Below are 16180 nucleotides of genomic sequence, written 5' to 3'. Positions count from 1 at the left end.
GCGCCGGGAAGGCCGAAGAGGGAGAGGGGGGTCGGCGGGGGCGGGGTAGCGCGAAACATGCCCGGTATGTCAAGTTGAAGCCCCGCTGAACGTTTTCGAGGAGCTTCAATGTCGTCCGGCGATCTGCAGACCGACCGCCCGCACTCCGCGCGGATCTACGACTACCTGCTCGGGGGCAAGGACAACTTCGAATCGGACCGGCAGGCCGCCGAACAGATGTTGAAGCACACCCCGGGGCTGCCGATCTCGATGCGGGCCAACCGCAGGTTCATGGCGAAGGCGGCCGGGTTCCTGGCCGACCGCGGGGTCCGGCAGTTCCTCGACATCGGCACCGGCCTGCCCACCTCGCCGAACCTGCACGAGGTCGTCCAGCGGATCGCCCCGGAGGCGACGGTCGTCTACGTCGACAACGACCCGCTCGTGCTGACCCACGCCCGTGCTCTGCTCACCCCGGTCGGCACCGGCGCGGTCTCATATCTGGACGCCGACCTGCGGCAGCCGGAGACGATCCTGGAGGCGGACGCCGTGGCGAAGGGTTTCGACCTCTCCCGGCCGGTCGCCCTCACCCTGATCGCGGTGCTCCAGCACGTGATCGAGGACGACCCGGCACGCGACATCATCGGCCGGCTGATGGCTCCGCTGGCGGCGGGGAGCGCGCTGGCGCTGTCCGCGGTGACGGTCGAGAACGACCCGGCGGGTGCGGGCACGGTCCGGACGTACAACCAGAACGGTGTGCCGGTCATCGCCCGTACCCGCGTGGGGGTGGAGGCGCTGTTCAGCGGCTTCGACCTGGTGGAGCCGGGCGTCGTCCCGGTGCACCGCTGGAAGCCGGTCGACGCCGACAAGGGCGTCGACGACGCAGCCGTCTACATGTACGGAGGCGTGGCCTTCAAGTAGGGCACGGCCATCGAAGACAGCGGCGGGCCTCAGGCCAGGCGCGGGTCGATCATCGTCATCCCGGCGACGGTGGCCCGGTCGAAGACGGGTAGCAGTTCCGCCGCGGCGGACAGCCCGATGGTCCGCTCGATCAGCCGCTGCGGCTCCAGCCGGCCCGCCGCGATGAGCGCCATCACCTCCGGATAGTCGACGGCCGCCATGCCGTGACTGCCGAGCACGTCGATCTCCCACCCGATCACCCGGGCCATCGGTACGCGAGGGTGCCCGTCGACCGGCGGCAGCAGCCCCACCTGCACGTGCCTGCCCCGCCGGCGGAGACTGAGGATCGCATCGGCGCACGTCTGCGCACTGCCGACCGCGTCGACGGTGACGTGACTGCCGCCGCCGGCGAGGTCCGCCACCGCGGCCGGCACGTCGGGAACGGCCGTGGTGAGCAGGGTGTGCTCGGCACCGAGGGTGGCGGCGACGGCCAGGGCCGCCGGGTTGCGGTCGACGGCGATGACCCGGCCGCCGAGGGCACGGGCGATCATCACCGCGCTGAGCCCCACCCCGCCGGCGCCGATGACGGTCACCCATTCCCCCTCGGTGACCTTCGCCCGGCCGGCGAGTGCCCGGTACGCCGTGGCGAACCGGCACCCGAGCCCGGCCGCGGCCTCGAACCCGACCGGGTCGGGGATCGCCACCAGGTTGGTGTCGGCGGCGTGCAGGGGCACGTACTCGGCGAACGACCCCCAGTGGGTGAACCCGGGCTGCTGCTGCTCGGGGCAGACCTGCGCCTGTCCGGTCCGGCACCAGTCGCACCGGCCGCACCCGCACACGAACGGCACAGTCACCCGGTCGCCGACCGCCCAGCGCTCGACGCCGGCACCGAGCGACGCGACCACGCCGGCCAGTTCGTGGCCCGGCACGTGCGGCAGCGTGATCTCGTCGTGGCCCGCCCACGCGTGCCAGTCGCTGCGGCACATCCCGGTCGCCATCACCCGGACCACCACCCCGCCCGGCGGCGCGGACGGCTCAGGCACCTCCCGCACCTCGGGCTGACCCTCGATCGCATCGAACACCACGGCACGCATCGGCACATCCTCTCAGCCGTCATCGACGCCGCATGCCGGTTCCTCGCCGGAGCCGGCAGCGGCGGGTCGGCGACGATCCGCCGGCGACGAACCCGGGGCGGGCCGGCCGCTGATTCGCTGGTGCCGGCAGCGGCGGGTCGGCGACGATCCGCCGGCGACGAACCCGGGGCGGGCCGGCCGCTAATTCGCTGGTGCCGGCGGCGGCGGGTGGGCGACGATCCGCCGGTGACGAATGCTCCCGAGGGATTCACCTACCGGATACGCAAGAACGGCGACGTCGAGATGCTGCATCACGGCCGCCCGGCCGGGGTGCTGCGCGGCGCCAAGGCGGCCCGTTTCCTGGCCGATGTCGACAACGAGGATCCGCAGGAGCTGATGGCCCGCCTGACCGGCAACTACCGGCACGGCAACGAGCGCGCCGCGAAGAACCATCCCCGCAACCGGCATCCGTAGACGTCAGTCCTCACGGTCCGGTGGCGGCGGTGGCGTCGTGTAGTAGTGGTTGGTCATCGTGGCGCTCGTGCCGTCGCCGATCTGCACGTTGCCGCTGCTCTGGAAGTTCTTGACGGTGATCCGGCTGCCGGTGGCCGGTGGAGTGTCCTCCGGGGCGCGCCGGCGCACGGCCAGGACCGCCGTCATCCCGAGGGTGATCAGTGCCAGCAGGAAACTGCCGATGCTCGCGTACTGGTCGGCGTCGCTGAGTGAGTCCCGGGTCCGGAAGAAGACGCCGGCGAGCACGAACGCCACCGCGAACCCACCCGCGGTCAGCCACAACTTCACTGCCGTCACCACCATCCCTGATCGAGTTCGTCATCCAAGGATGACGCGACAGGGCGAGCGGGCGGCGGCGCCGGGGCGGGGTCTGGAAAAGGCGCCGGGGTGGAGTCTGGAAAAGGCGCCGGCGCGGGGTCCGGAAAAGGCGCCGGAGGTACGGGGGAAGCCGCGGCCCGGAGCTCATCCAGACGCTGTGACAGCCCGTCGTCGAGGCGCATCCCCGGGCTGGTCAGGTCGAGTTCCGCGTGCAGCTCGTTGCCGGTTCCGATCATGATGCCGGTCATGTCGTCGACGGTGGACATCCCGAACAGCCCGAGCAGGGTCGCCGGTCGGCGGGGCAGTCCGTCCGCGTACCCGAGCACGTTGTCGTCGCCCGCGTTGTCCGCCGCCCCGACCAGGTCGCAGAGGAAGTCGGCGAGCGCACCCGGATCGCCGTCCGTCCCAGTGACCAGGTCGACGTAGCGGCCGGCCAGGTCGGCACTGTCGGCGAGCAGCGCACCGGCCGGGATGACGGTCCGCTCGACCACGTAGTGCGAGTCGAGCCGGGTCATCGTGTCGTCGCCGAGCTGCACCGACTCGCAGTCGTGGATCCGCGCCGTGCAGTCGGCGCGCAGCCTCCGCCCGGCCCGCGCCGGCCCGGTCCCGGCGGGTGGCTCGACCAGCCGGGCCAGGGTCGCCCGCAGGTCACGCACCACCCGGGAGTTGTCCGAGCCGGGTACCACCTTCGCCAGGATCCGGTGGACCCGGTGTGACCGCAGTGCGTCGTCGTCCGCGATCACCGCCTGCCGGATGTGCACGTGGTCGACCTGGGTGAGTTCGCAGCCGTCGCCGACGACGACCGCCGCCGAGTTGCGGGCGTGCACGGTGTGCGCCGGGAACATCAGCCCGAGCCCGCGGGTGCTGATCTCGTCGTGTGCGTGCGTGGCGACCTGGAGCGTCCCGACCCCGTGATAGTCGAGGCGCACCTCGTCGGCACGCGCCGATCCCGGCCACTGCCGCCGGTAGGCGCGTTCCGGCCGGCTCTCCACCTCGAGTCCGCGCGCGCCCAGCTCGTCCTGTCCGATCACGTGCTTCAGGTCGAAGATCGGTGGGTCCCCGTCGGCCGGACCCTCGTCGGCGATCCTCCGGTTGCGCTGCCGCCAGGCGGCGAGGGCGCTGCCCAGACCGGTCGCCCGGCCCGGCTCGCGAGGGTGGACCGGCTCGGCCACCTCGCGTCTGCGCAGCAGCCAACCGCCGGAGGAACCGCCGTCGGTCCCGGAGACGGTGCGATCCCTCTGTCGATGGTCTCTGAACACCGGGCACCCCCAGACTCCACCCGCCCGCATCGAGACTGGCATTCCACGAGCGGCGCGGACAGGGGAGGACCGTGCCACTTCGGGTGGCAACTAGAGTGCGTTCGTGCGGGTAGTGGTCACGGGGGCGGCGGGGTTCATCGGCAGCCACCTCGCCGGGGCGCTGGCCGTCGCCGGACACGATGTGCTGGCGGTCGACGCACGGTCGCGCGGCGCCTCCCCGGCCAACATCGCCGAGCTGGCCCGCGCCGGCATTCCGGTGACCGAGTGTGATCTCGTCACCGGCGACCTGGCACCACTGGCCGACGCCGACGTCGTGCTGCATCTCGCGGGGCGCCCCGGCGTGCGCACGTCCTTCGGGGCCGGTGCCCCGGACGCGCACCGGGACAACGTCACAGCCACGGCACGCCTGCTCGACGCGTGTGCGGCCCGGCGGCCCCGTTTCGTGCTGGCGTCCAGTTCGTCGGTCTACGGCGATGCCGGCCGGCCGTGCACGGAGGACGACCGGATCGACCCGCGTAGCCCGTACGCGCGATCGAAATCGGACGCCGAGGCGCTCGCACAGCGAGCCGCCGCCGATGGTCTCCCCGTCGTCGTCCTGCGGTATTTCTCGGTCTACGGGCCGCGGCAGCGCCCGGACATGGCCTTTCACCGGTTCATCGAGGCGGCCCTCGACGGCACGCCCGCGCCGCTCTACGGCGACGGCGGTCAGAGCCGTTCCTTCACGTTCGTCGGCGACGTGGTCGACGCGACCGTCCGTGCGGCGCGGACGCCGCTGCCGCCGGGAACGGTCCTCAACGTCGGCCACCCGGTCACCGTCCGTCTGCGGGACGCTCTCGATCTCATCGGTACGCTGCTCGGCACCCCACCGCCCACGGTGCCGAAGGACCGCGCCCCGGGCGACGTGACCCGCACCTGGGCCGGCACCGACCGGGCCACCGGCCTGCTCGGATGGACCGCGACGACCGGCCTGGAGGAGGGCCTGACCCGGCAGATCGCCTGGCACCGGGCACGGCGTCGGGGATGATGCGCCGGTGAGGCCGCCGATGGGGCACGCCGGGCGGGGAGGATCTGGATGAGGCGGGCGGACGCACCGAGGGGGACACCGTGACCGACGCGCACCGCGCGGCCTACATCGCGTTCGACAGGTTCCCGTCGGCGAAGGGGTCGGCGGTGCACATCCGGCACATGGCCGCCGAGCTGTTCGACCGGCACGGCGGCGGCCTGCTGTGCGTGCTGGGCGGCGGCGACCTGCCCGCCTACCAGCGCGAGGGCGGTGTCGAGATCGTCCGCTTCACCGACGTGGTGCCGAACCTGCTGGACCGGGCGCGGGCCTTCTCGGCGTGGGTGGCCGACCGGCTCGAACCCCATCACGACACCCTGGAGATCTGTCACGTCCGTGACCCGTGGAGCGCGCTGCCGGCCCTAACCACGGGCGCGCGGCTGGTCTACGAGGCCAACGGGCTGCCGTCGATCGAGTTGCCCTACGCGTGGCCGATGGCCGCCCCGTCGACGCTGGCGAAGATCCGTGAGATCGAGGAGCACTGTCTGCGTCGGGCCTCGGCGGTGGTCGTTCCGTCGTACGTCATCGGGACCGCCGTCACCGATCGCGGTGTGGCGCCGGACCGCGTGCATCTCGTCCCGAACGGCGCCGATCCGGTGGCGGCCGACGTGCCGCGCCCACCGGACGCGCCCGGCCGGTATGTCGTCTACGTCGGCGCGCTGCAACCGTGGCAGGGCGTCGACGTGCTGCTGCGGGCCTTCGCCCGGCTGGCCGATCTGACCGACCTGTCGCTCGTGGTGTGTTCCTCGGTGACGCCGTCGCGGTCGCGCCCGCTGGTCCGGCTCGCCGAACGGCTGGGTGTGCCGGTGACGTGGCGGTTCCAGCTGCCGCACGAGGACGTCGCCGCCTGGCTGGCGCACGCCGAGCTCTCGGTGGCGCCGCTGACCGCGACGCCGCGCAATCTGGAGCAGGGCTGCAGCCCGATCAAGGTGTGGGAGTCGATGGCGGCCGGCACCGCCGTCGTCGCCTCCGATCTGCCGGTGATCCGTGAGGTTCTGGGTGATCTGGGCCGGTTCGTGCCACCGGACCGCCCGGCCGAGCTGGCCCGCGCCGTCCGGGTCCTCCTGGAATACCCGGAGATCTGCCGTGACCTGGGCGAACGCTCCCGCCAGAAGATCATCGGCGGATACACGTGGAAGCACGCGCGATCCCGTCTCGCAGAGGTCTATGACCTGGTAGTGGCCCACTGATAGGTTCCGGTCATGTTCTGGCGCAAGCAGAAGGCCGCGATCGCCGGTTTCCATCCGCTGCACCAGGCGCTGATCCACGAGCGCGCGTTCTCCGCGACGCAGCCGGCCGCCGGATGGGAGGCGCTGGCCGCCAGCCTGAACCGGCATGCCGGCCTGGTCACCCGGCAGAAGTGGGCGCTCCCGCCGCGGATGCTGGAGGTGATCGTGCCGCTGATCGCCGAGATCTGCACCGACCTCGGCCGCCGGGACACCCTCACGGTCACCGCCGACCTGCGCGGCCACGAGGCGCCCGGCAAGAGCCACCCGCCGCGTGACCTGCCGGTCCGCCCGCCGGTGAAGTCGGCGACCGACACCTGGACCGTCGACCCGTGGCTGCGGCTGCGCGCCGACCTGCGCGACGGCAGCGTCCTGGAGGTCCTCGTCGTCGACCGCCTGCGCACACGCCGGGTCACCAAACGCAACCCGCGCGGCAAGACCAAGATCAAACGCAAGACCAAACAGATCCAAATCATCAAGGTACGGCGCAAGCTGCCCCCGGGCGTCCCCGGACAGCGGCCCGCGTCCCGTCCGCCGAGCTGGATCCGGACGGTCGTCCGTGACGGCCCGCGCCGCAGCGTGACCGCCGCCGCCAAGGTGGACCGCCGACCGCAGAGCCACCACGAGCAGGTCGACTGGATCCTCGCCGTGGCCACCGAACCGTTCCGCTGGAGTGCACGATGACGCCCTGCGCGGTCACCACCGGGTTCTTCACCCTCGGCAAGTGCGGCCTGATGGCGGTCGCCGGCTGCCCGGCCTGCGGGCGGGCGATCTGCGCCGGCCACATCGCCGACGGCGGTCTCTGCCCGGAGTGTGCGGCCGCCCGCGGGCAGTTCGGCCACCCGGCCGCGGCCGCCGCCGGCCGCCGCCGCGCCTACCGGCAGCGGTCGTCCGAGCAGTATGCCGACGCCACCTGGTACACCGGATTCGACACCTACGACCGGGCCGCCTTCGACCCCGGCGCGGGCGCCTCGCCGGACTACCTCGACGACGGCGACGACGCCCTGGTGGACAGTTGATGCGGCTGCTCTGGGTGACCGAGAACCACCCACCCAGCCCCGGCGGTATGGCCAACTCCTGCGACCGGATCGTCCGCGGCCTGCGCGGCGCCGGCGTCGGGGTCGACGTCGTGCACCTGAGCCGCCGCGCCGGCCGGCACCGGGAGAACGGCCTGCGCACCGTGCCGCTCGGCGACGACCCGGAACACGCGCTGCGGCATCTGTGGACGGTCCTCGAACCGGCGATCGGCGACTACACCCACGTCGTGGCGTTCGGCGGGACCTATCCGATGCTGGCCGCCCCCGTCTACGCCCGCTGGGGTGGGCTGCCGCTGGTCACGCTGCTGCGCGGCAACGACTTCGACACCGGCGTGTTCTCGCTGCGCCGCCAGGCGGTCGTCCTGGAGGCCCTGCGCTCCTCGGCGCACGTCTGCATCGTCGCCTCCGGCACCGCCCCGCAGGTCACCGCCCTCGCCCCCCGGGTTCCGGTCACGTGGGTCGCCAACGGCATCGACACCGGCGAGTGGCGGATCCTGCCGTCCGAACAGCGCGCCGCCGCGGCCTGGCGTGCCGCGAACGTGGCACCCGGGCACCGCACGATCGGCGTGATCGGGCAGCTGAAGAACAAGAAGGGCGTACGGCTGCTGCTCGACGCCCTGCCCGCCGACCGTTTCCACCTCATCCTGGCCGGTGACCTGGAGCCCGGCATCGGCGAGTGGCTCGCCGGCCATCCGCAGGTCGCGCACACCGTCCTGCCGTTCCAGGACCGCTACCAGCTGCTCTCCGTCTACGCGGCCTGCGACCTGGTGGCACTGCCGTCGTTCTACGACGGCCTGCCGAACGTGGCCCTGGAGGCCGCCGCCCTCGGCATCCCGCTGCTCGCCTCGGACGCCGGCGGCCTCGCCGACCTGGTCGACGACGAGATCGGTTTCCGCTTCCCGGCCGGCGACCCGCACGCCTGCCGGGCCGCCGTCCACCGCGCCGCCATCGCCACCGACGAATCGCTGACGGCCCTCGGCGAGGCCGCCGCCCGGCGGGTCCGTGACCGGTTCGGTGTCACCGGCGAGACCGACGGCTACCTGAAGGTCCTGGAATCCGTTCTCGCGGCCCCCACCTACGGCGCATGATCGTCTGTTATGTCCAGGGCGGCGGGCTCGGTCACCTGACCCGGATCCGCGCCTACCTGCACACCCGCCACCCGGGGGAGACGGCGACGATCCTGACCACGTCGCCGTTCACCGCCGATCCCCGCGTCCTCGGCCCGCACCGCCTGCTGCCCGCCGCCACCCTGCCGTCCCTGCGCCCGTCGACGCTCGTGGTCGACGCCTTCCCGGCCGGTCTCGACGGCGAACTGTCGGCGGCGTCGATCCCGTCCGGGACCCGGACCGTTCATCTGGCCCGCCTGCTGCGCTGGGACGCCTACCGGCGGGTGCTGCCCGCCGACCCGATCACGTTCGACCAGACGTGGCTGCTGGAGGACCTGTCGCCTGCGCATCGCGCCCACCTGGCGGGCCCCTCCGCGCCGCTCACCCTGACCGACCCGCCGTGTCCCGCCCCGCCCGGCGTGGCCGGGGACGCCTGGTTGATCGTGCACTCCGGCCCCTGGGCGGAGACCGGCGAGCTCATCGGGTACGCCCGGGACTGCGCCGCCGCCGAAGGGGTGCGTCCCCGGCTCGTCCTGGTCTGCCCCGAGCGTCCCGCCGGCCTGCCCACGGACGTCGCCCACCTGGACGCGTACCCCGCATGGCCGCTGTTCCGTACCGCCGGCCGGGTGATCACCGCGGCCGGGTTCAACGCCGTCCGCCAGATGCGCCCGTGGCCGGGCCGGCACCTGATGCTCCCGTTCCCGCGCCGCTTCGACGACCAGTTCGCCCGCGCCGCCGCGGCGCGGCGGCTCACGACCGGGCCCGCAGTCGCCTGATCGAGTCGCGGCGCCCCCAGGCGATGAACACGCACATCGCGCCGATGATCACCGGGGTCAGGGCCAGCGCCCCGCCGTGCAGGACGAACAGCTGGGTCGCGGTGGCGCCGACCATCAGCAGCGCGAGCCCGGCCGCGGCGAGCCCGGCCAGCCGGGGGACGAGCAGCCCGATCCCGCCGGCCAGTTCGACGAGGCCGACGAAGTACCGGAACCAGGTGGCCGCGCCCATGTCGTCGAAGGTCTGGACCGCGTTGGTCTCGCCGGCGAGTTTGGGTGCCGCCGACGCGACGATGAGGAACACCCCGAGCAGCCCCTGAAGGGCCCAGAGGGTCCGGTGGAAACGGACGGCGGATACGGCGGGCGCGTTCTCGGCAACAGTCATGATCAAGTCCTTCGCTCCTAGTGGTACCCGTACAGACCGGTGAGCCCACCGGAACTAATCGGCCGCTTCTGAAGAACGGGCCCGGACGGCCGAGTTCATAGATTCTTTTAGATGTATTGGTACGTTCTCCCCGATCGGAACTCTCCGTGAAGGGAGACACCCTTGCTCCGCAGAACCGTCACCGTGACGGCGGCCGTCCTCGCCGTCGTCCTCGGCGTCCAGGCCGGCGTCCAGGCCGCACCCACGCCTGGCAGCCCCGGCGCCGGCGACGTCTACTACCCCGACTACGGCAACGGGGGCTACGACGTCGCGCACTACGACATACGCCTGCGCTACCACCCGGCCACCGACCGGCTGACCGGCACCACCACCATCCTCGCGTCGGCCACCCAGGACCTGTCCCGTTTCAACCTCGACTTCGCCCTGGCCACGCAGTCGGTGCGGGTCAACAACCGGGCCGCGACGTTCACGAAGCAGGGCGACCACGAACTGGTCGTCACCCCGGCCCGCACCATCGCCCGGGGCGCCCCGCTGACGATCGTGGTCGAGTACGACGACATCCCGTCCACCGTCGTCGCCGCCGGGTTCACCTCGTGGAACCGGACGCCGGACGGCGCGCTGGCCGTCAACGAGCCGGAGATCGCCTGGTGGTGGTATCCGAGCAACGACCACCCCACCGACAAGGCGAGTTTCGACGTGTCGGTCCTGGTGCCCACCGGCGTGGAGGCGATCTCCAACGGCACGCCGACCCGCTGGGCGGTGCCCGCGTTCGGCGGTTGGGACCGCTGGTCGTGGCGGCAGGACAAGCCGCAGGCCACCTATCTGACGTTCCTCGCGATCGGGGACTTCGACACCTACCAGGACACCTCGGCCGACGGCAGCCCGATCGTCACGGCGTACAACACCCGTCTGGACGCGGCCACCGCCGCGGCGGCGAGGACCAGTGTCGAACGCTCCGACGAGATCACCGACTGGCTGGCGGGGCTCGTCGGCCCCTACCCGTTCGGCGCCCGCGGCGGCGTGGTCACCGGCGCCGGCGATCAGGGCTTCGCCCTGGAGACCCAGACCCGGCCGGTGTACGACGGACGCTCCTTCCTCCGCGGCTCGAACAACTCACTGGTCGTACACGAACTGGCACACCAGTGGTTCGGCGACTCCGTCTCGGTCGGCCAGTGGAAGGACATCTGGCTCAACGAGGGCTTCGCGTCGTACGCCCAGTGGCTCTGGTCGGAGGAGCAGGGTGAGGGGAGCGCCGCCGAGCTCGCCGACTACGTCTACTCGACGGTGTATCCGGCCGACGACCCGTTCTGGCAGGTTCTGCCGGGCGATCCGGGCCCGACCCGGCTGTTCGACGGCGCCGTCTACGACCGGGGCGCGCTGACCGTGCACCACCTGCGTGAACTGGTCGGCGACGAGGACTTCTTCGCGATCCTGCGCGCCTGGACCGACACCCGGCGCCACGGCGACGGCACCACGCCCGAGTTCCAGGCGCTGGCCGAGCGGATCTCCGGCGTCGACCTCGACGCGTTCCTCCAGGAGTGGCTCTACACACCCGGCCGCCCCGACCGGGGGGTGAGCACCCTGTCCGTCCCGGCCGAGCCGAAGTCCTGGCCGAAGATCGTAGCCGCGCACCACTGACCGAATCCGGGCGATAACCCAAGATATCGCCTGCAATGCCGCCTACCGTGGGCCGATGAGACGCATCATCGCGCTGATCTGCGCCGTCCCGGTCCTGGCGGCCGCCGCTGCCGTCACCGGCACGGCGGCCGCCACCGACGGACTCGCCCCGTCCCCGGCCGCTTCACCGCCGCTGGGCGACGAGTACTACACGGCCACGGATCTGCGCCGCGGTCTGCTCGACGTGGGGCACCTGCCGAAGGGCTACACCGTCGACGGCGACGACGACGGCCGGATCAGCATGGTCGACACCGACGCCTGTTCCGTCTACGGATACAGCGAATTCGGCGGCAGCGGCTCATTCGAGATCACCGCCGTACGCCGGGCCTTCCGTCACGCCGACGGCAGCCGGCTGGCGATCCAGCTGCTCGCCTACGGCCCGGAAGCCGTCCCCTACTGGATCGGCCGCACCGCCGAGCCGCCCACCAGATGCCCGGTCGTCACCGAAGAGGGATACACGATCAGGAACACGCGACTGCCGCTGCCCGACGTCGGCCTCCCCGCGGCCGGCATGGTCCGGATCAGCCGATACGAGCAGGGCGTGCCGAGCCGCCGCCACTCGGCGGTGACGGGCTGGGGGCCGGTCGTCGTGACCATCGAGGAGACGCGGACCAGCGAGAGCAACCAGGCGCGCTTCGGCGACATCGCGAAGGCGGCGGCACAGCACGTGAAGAAGATCGCCGACGGCCCGTCGCTCGACGACCTGAAGAGGGGCCTGCTCACCCTGGCGGAGCTCCCGACCGGCTTCCGGATCGTCGCCGACGATACCGTGGCGACCCGCGCCGTATTCACCGAGCACGACTGCGACGGCACCGTCCAGCGGTTCGGCGACGAGCGGACCGCGGCCCGCCGCACGTTCGCCAGAGGTGCCGCCACCGTCACGGTGGCGGTCGGGATCAACGCCGGCGCGAGCGGCATCATCGGCGCCATGGACAGCCGGGTCGGCGAATGCCCGACGACGGCCGCCGGGAAGGTCGCCGCGCCGCCGACCATCTCCACCGACATGACCGTCGGCGGCATCGTCTACCAGGACGAGCCGCCGCGCCTGCGGGGCATCACCGTCTACCGCGAGGTGATCTCGGACGTGCAGGTGACCATGACCGACGGCATCGACCTGGCCGAAGCCGAGGAGATCCGCGAATCCGCGCTCCAGGCCACCTGGAGGGTCCACGACTGAGACGGGCGGTGGCCCTCGGTGCGGAGGGCCACCGGCCTGCTCAGCTGTGCTCGACCGCGGCCCGCTCGACCGGCAGCGCCGCCACGTACCGCTGCATGAACGCGTTGAAACCGGCCACGTCGTCCGGGTCCGGTGCCGCCGTGTCCAGCTGCGCGCCGGCGAACACCGACGTGTTCAGGAAGTCGGCGAGGCTCTGCCCCGGCTGCCGCGCCGTCACGAACCCGGCCAGCACCGCGATACCCCACGCCCCGCCCTCGGCGGCCAGGTTGCCGACCGACACCGGCGTGTTGATCGCGGCGGCCAGCAGCTTCTGCGCCACACCCTCGGTCTTGAACAGGCCGCCGTGCGCGAACATGCTGTCCAGCTGCACCGACTCGGCCTTCTGCAGCACGTCCATGCCGAGGCGCAGGGTCGCCAGAGCCGCATACAGCTGGGTCCGCATGAAACTGCCGAGCGTGAGCGCGCTGCCCGGCTCCCGCAGGAACAGCGGCCGCCCCTCGTGCAGCTTGGTGATCGGCTCACCGGACAGGTAGTTGAACGCCATCAGCCCGCCACCGTCGGCGGCACCGGTCAGCGCCGACTTGAACAGCGTCTCAAAGATCGTGTTGGCGTCCGCGGTGGCGCCGAGGGCCGTGGCGAACTCGGCGAACAGGCCCGCCCACGAGTTCAGCTCGCTGGCGCCGTTGTTGCAGTGCACCATGGCCACCAGGTCCCCGGCCGGGGTGGTGACCAGGTCGATCTCCGGGTGCATTCGGCTCAGCGGCCCGTCCAGCACGATCATGGCGAAGATGCTGGTGCCCGCGCTGATGTTGCCGGTGCGGCGGGCGATCGAGTTGGTCGCCACCATGCCGGTGCCGGCGTCCCCCTCCGGCGGGCACAGCGTCGCGCCCGGCTGGAGCACACCGCTCGGGTCGAGCAGGCGCGCACCCGCCTCGGTCAGCGTGCCGGCCGCCTCACCGGCGGGCAGCACGGCCGGCAGCAGGTTGGCCAGTTTCAGCGGCACCCGCCCGGCGGCCAGCTCGTCGAACTGCGTCAGCATCCGCGCGTCGTAGCCACCGGTGGCCACGTCGATCGGGAACACGCCGCTCGCGTCGCCGACTCCCAGCACCTGCCGGCCGCTGAGCTTCCAGTGCACATACCCGGCGAGCGTGGTCAGGTGGGCGAGCCGGCCCAGGTGCTCCTCGTCGTTGAGGACGGCCTGGAACAGGTGGGCGATGCTCCAGCGGTGCGGGATGTTGTAGCCGAACAGCTCGCTGAGCTGCTCGGACGCGTCACCGGTGTTGGTGTTGCGCCAGGTGCGGAACGGGGTGAGCAGCTCACCGTCGGCGTCGAACGCCAGGTAGCCGTGCATCATCGCGGAGACGCCGAGCGCCCCCACCGACCGCAGCTCCGTCCCGTATCGGTTACGGACGTCCGCTGCCAGGGCGGCGAAACAGCCCTGAAGGCCCTCCCACACCGCCTCCAGCGAATACGTCCAGGTCCGGTCGACGAACTGGTTCTCCCAGTCGTGGCTGCCGACCGCGATCGCCGCATGATCCGGTCCGGTCAGCACGGCCTTGATCCGCGTCGACCCCAACTCGATCCCGAGAGCCGTCCGGCCCTCGTCGATCGCTTCGCGCAAGCCGGCCGGCGGCCGTGCATCCGTATCAGTCATGGTCATGTCATACCGCACGCCAACAGGTGGAACGTGACCGGCCCGGTACACACCTGAAATCCGTTTGGACTCTTTGCAGCGCTGCAAGGCTGATCGGCTGCGGCGCCTGCCGCGCCACCAGGTCCGACGGCGGCACAGAACCCCCCTGGCGGTACGGCTACCCGCCCCCACCCATCAGGTCCACGGCAGGCGCGACCGGGTCGTCCAATAGCGCTCGGGCGACTCGGCGAGATCGGGCAGTCGCGTGGTGTCCAGGGACACGCCGGCCGCGTGCACGCCCACCGCCACCTGCTCCCGGGTCACCGCCCCGGACAGCACGACCGTCGCCCACGGCTGCGCCAGCGCCGCGGCCAGCGCTGTCACCTCCGGGTGGATGCCCAGGTCCGGCAGTGCCGCCAGGCGCCCGTTGGCCAGCGCCTCCTTGACGATCACCGCCCGCCCCGACGCGTGCGCCTCGGCCAGCGCCGGGCCCGCGCTCGGCTCCAGGAGGTTCCAGGTGGCCTGCACGCTGCGGAACAGCGGAACCCCCTCCACCTCGATCGCACACGCCGCCCGGATCGTGTCGGCCTGGCGGGGCCCGCTCGTCGACAGCCCGACGACGGCACCCTGCCCGGTCAGCGCGCGGTGCAGCTCCCGATCGGTGAGCACCGGGCTGTCCGGGGTCACCGAGTGGACCTGGTAAAGCCCCAGACGGTCGCCGAACAGGGCCCGCGTCTCGCCGAGCTGCCGCGCGAACGTACCCGCGCTGTGGTCCTTGACCTCGTGCACGTCGGCGGTGACCCGCCAGTCCGCGGTGTAGGTGTAACCCCACTTGCTGCCCACGATCGCGTCGTCGTGCCCCGGCAGCCAGCCGGCCAGGAACTCCTCGGCCCGCCCGTACGACCGGGCCACGTCGAAGTAACGCACCCCGGCCGCGTAGGCGTCGTCGAGCAGCGCGTGCGCCCGCTCCCGCATCGCCTCGACCGTGCGCCGCGCCGGCAGATCGGCATCGCGCTCGAGAGTGATGTAGCCGGGCCGGCCCACCGCGGCCAGCCCCAGGCCGAGCCGTGCCACACCGCTGATTCCGTCGAACAGTTCCACGATCACCATCCAACACCACACCGCCGGGGACACAGTGGATCTGGCGTGGGGTGCATCGTCCGTGTTAGATAGCGGGCGTGGATGACAGGACCGCCGCCGCCCGGGGCATCGACCCCACCCAGCCGCACCCGGCCCGGCGCTACAACTACTGGCTCGGCGGTAAGGACAACTTCGCCGCCGACCGGGCCTCCGGCGACGAGTTGCAACGGCACTTCCCGAAGGTGCGCGACGGCGCCGTCGCCAACCGGGCTCTGCTCCAGCGGGCCACCCGGTTCCTCGCCGAGGAGGCCGGCATCCGGCAGTTCCTCGACATCGGCACCGGCCTGCCCACGGCCGACAACACCCACGAGGTGGCGCAGCGGCACGCTCCGGCGAGCCGGATCGTCTACGTCGACAACGATCCGCTGGTCATGGTGCACGCGCGGGCCCTGCTCAACAGCAGCCCGGAGGGGCGTACGGCGTACATCGAGGCGGACCTGAACGAGCCGGAGTCGATCCTGGCCCACCCGGTGCTGCACGAGACCCTCGACCTGAAGCAGCCGGTCGGCCTGATGCTGATCGCCGTCCTGCACTTCATCCACGGCAACGGTGCGGCCCAGCCGATCGTCGGCAAGCTGCTCGACGCTCTGCCGTCCGGCAGCTTCCTGGTCGCCACGCACGCCACCTCCGACTTCGGCACCCCCGAGCAGCAGGCCCTCTACCAGCAGCTGATCGCGCAGGGCCGGTCCGACGTGTGGACCCGTCCGCGCGAGGAGTTCGCGGCCCTCTTCGACGGCCTGGAACTGATCGACCCGGGCGTCGTCCCGGCCAGCGAGTGGCGCCCCGAGCCGGACGCCGTGATCCCGGCCCGCTCCGACATCAACATCTGGACCGCCGTAGGCCGCAAACCCTGACCGCCGGGGCCGCCGGAGTGCTTCCGGCCGAACCGCCGACGTTCTGGTGTCGTTCCGGCTGGACCGTCGCGGT

The 16180-nt window shown here is 72.1% G+C and carries 17 protein-coding genes; 11 read left to right on the top strand and 6 right to left on the bottom strand.

What is annotated here, in order from left to right; genetic code table 11:
• Window positions 1-108: 108 nt before the first annotated feature.
• The gene (locus BC793_RS20485; RefSeq protein ID WP_109594536.1) at window positions 109-897 is read left to right on the top strand and encodes an SAM-dependent methyltransferase; all 789 of its coding nucleotides are present in this window, start codon (window positions 109-111) and stop codon (window positions 895-897) included.
• A gap of 29 nt (window positions 898-926) precedes the next feature.
• Here the strand turns inward: BC793_RS20485 and BC793_RS20480 are convergent, their stop codons facing one another.
• Window positions 927-1970, bottom strand: a complete 1044-nt coding sequence (locus BC793_RS20480) for a zinc-dependent alcohol dehydrogenase family protein (protein WP_109594534.1) — start codon at window positions 1968-1970, stop codon at window positions 927-929.
• A 225-nt stretch (window positions 1971-2195) separates the two neighbouring features.
• Between BC793_RS20480 and BC793_RS20475 the strand changes: the two genes are divergently transcribed.
• On the top strand, window positions 2196-2423 hold the full coding sequence (locus BC793_RS20475; RefSeq protein ID WP_146246362.1) for a hypothetical protein: 228 nt from the start codon (window positions 2196-2198) through the stop codon (window positions 2421-2423).
• Window positions 2424-2426: 3 nt separating this feature from the next.
• Here the strand turns inward: BC793_RS20475 and BC793_RS20470 are convergent, their stop codons facing one another.
• Window positions 2427-2750, bottom strand: coding sequence for a hypothetical protein (locus tag BC793_RS20470; protein ID WP_146246361.1), 324 nt, complete (start codon window positions 2748-2750; stop codon window positions 2427-2429).
• A gap of 5 nt (window positions 2751-2755) precedes the next feature.
• A complete protein-coding gene (locus BC793_RS20465; protein ID WP_109594528.1) occupies window positions 2756-4039 on the bottom strand; it encodes a hypothetical protein in 1284 nt (427 codons plus the stop codon).
• A 103-nt stretch (window positions 4040-4142) separates the two neighbouring features.
• Here BC793_RS20465 and BC793_RS20460 point away from each other — a divergent pair, with 103 nt between their 5' ends.
• The 6 genes from BC793_RS20460 (at window position 4143) to BC793_RS20435 (ending at window position 9244) form a co-directional block, all read left to right on the top strand.
• Window positions 4143-5063, top strand: a complete 921-nt coding sequence (locus tag BC793_RS20460) for an NAD-dependent epimerase/dehydratase family protein (protein ID WP_109594526.1) — start codon at window positions 4143-4145, stop codon at window positions 5061-5063.
• 80 nt (window positions 5064-5143) lie between these two features.
• The gene (locus BC793_RS20455) at window positions 5144-6289 is read left to right on the top strand and encodes a glycosyltransferase (protein ID WP_239170191.1); all 1146 of its coding nucleotides are present in this window, start codon (window positions 5144-5146) and stop codon (window positions 6287-6289) included.
• A 12-nt stretch (window positions 6290-6301) separates the two neighbouring features.
• A complete protein-coding gene (locus tag BC793_RS20450) occupies window positions 6302-7009 on the top strand; it encodes a hypothetical protein (protein WP_109594523.1) in 708 nt (235 codons plus the stop codon).
• On the top strand, window positions 7006-7344 hold the full coding sequence (locus BC793_RS20445; protein WP_109594521.1) for a hypothetical protein: 339 nt from the start codon (window positions 7006-7008) through the stop codon (window positions 7342-7344). The genes BC793_RS20450 and BC793_RS20445 overlap by 4 nt, the downstream gene beginning before the upstream one ends.
• A complete protein-coding gene (locus tag BC793_RS20440) occupies window positions 7344-8450 on the top strand; it encodes a glycosyltransferase family 4 protein (protein WP_109594519.1) in 1107 nt (368 codons plus the stop codon). The genes BC793_RS20445 and BC793_RS20440 overlap by 1 nt, the downstream gene beginning before the upstream one ends.
• The gene (locus BC793_RS20435) at window positions 8447-9244 is read left to right on the top strand and encodes a hypothetical protein (protein WP_109594517.1); all 798 of its coding nucleotides are present in this window, start codon (window positions 8447-8449) and stop codon (window positions 9242-9244) included. Before BC793_RS20440 ends, BC793_RS20435 begins: the two co-directional genes overlap by 4 nt.
• Here the strand turns inward: BC793_RS20435 and BC793_RS20430 are convergent.
• The gene (locus BC793_RS20430; protein WP_109594691.1) at window positions 9219-9626 is read right to left on the bottom strand and encodes a DoxX family protein; all 408 of its coding nucleotides are present in this window, start codon (window positions 9624-9626) and stop codon (window positions 9219-9221) included. The two genes, BC793_RS20435 and BC793_RS20430, sit on opposite strands and share 26 nt — an antisense overlap.
• A gap of 162 nt (window positions 9627-9788) precedes the next feature.
• Here BC793_RS20430 and BC793_RS20425 point away from each other — a divergent pair, with 162 nt between their 5' ends.
• On the top strand, window positions 9789-11264 hold the full coding sequence (locus BC793_RS20425; RefSeq protein ID WP_109594515.1) for a M1 family metallopeptidase: 1476 nt from the start codon (window positions 9789-9791) through the stop codon (window positions 11262-11264).
• Window positions 11265-11319: 55 nt separating this feature from the next.
• Window positions 11320-12480 (top strand): hypothetical protein, encoded by a 1161-nt coding sequence (locus tag BC793_RS20420; protein ID WP_109594513.1) that lies wholly within the window; start codon window positions 11320-11322, stop codon window positions 12478-12480.
• A gap of 40 nt (window positions 12481-12520) precedes the next feature.
• On the opposite strand, the gene BC793_RS20415 is transcribed toward BC793_RS20420, so the two are convergent.
• Both BC793_RS20415 and BC793_RS20410 read right to left on the bottom strand, forming a co-directional pair.
• On the bottom strand, window positions 12521-14134 hold the full coding sequence (locus BC793_RS20415; protein WP_239170190.1) for a xylulokinase: 1614 nt from the start codon (window positions 14132-14134) through the stop codon (window positions 12521-12523).
• A gap of 174 nt (window positions 14135-14308) precedes the next feature.
• A complete protein-coding gene (locus tag BC793_RS20410; protein WP_109594689.1) occupies window positions 14309-15223 on the bottom strand; it encodes an aldo/keto reductase in 915 nt (304 codons plus the stop codon).
• Window positions 15224-15291: 68 nt separating this feature from the next.
• Here BC793_RS20410 and BC793_RS20405 point away from each other — a divergent pair, with 68 nt between their 5' ends.
• Window positions 15292-16107, top strand: coding sequence for an SAM-dependent methyltransferase (locus BC793_RS20405; RefSeq protein WP_239170189.1), 816 nt, complete (start codon window positions 15292-15294; stop codon window positions 16105-16107).
• The last annotated feature ends 73 nt before the right edge of the window (window positions 16108-16180 follow it).

The organism is Actinoplanes xinjiangensis (assembly GCF_003148685.1).
GTDB classification, from domain to species: domain Bacteria; phylum Actinomycetota; class Actinomycetes; order Mycobacteriales; family Micromonosporaceae; genus Actinoplanes; species Actinoplanes xinjiangensis.
The sequence above is the reverse complement of the archived record's forward strand: the minus strand, read 5'-3'. Positions and strand labels throughout refer to the sequence as shown.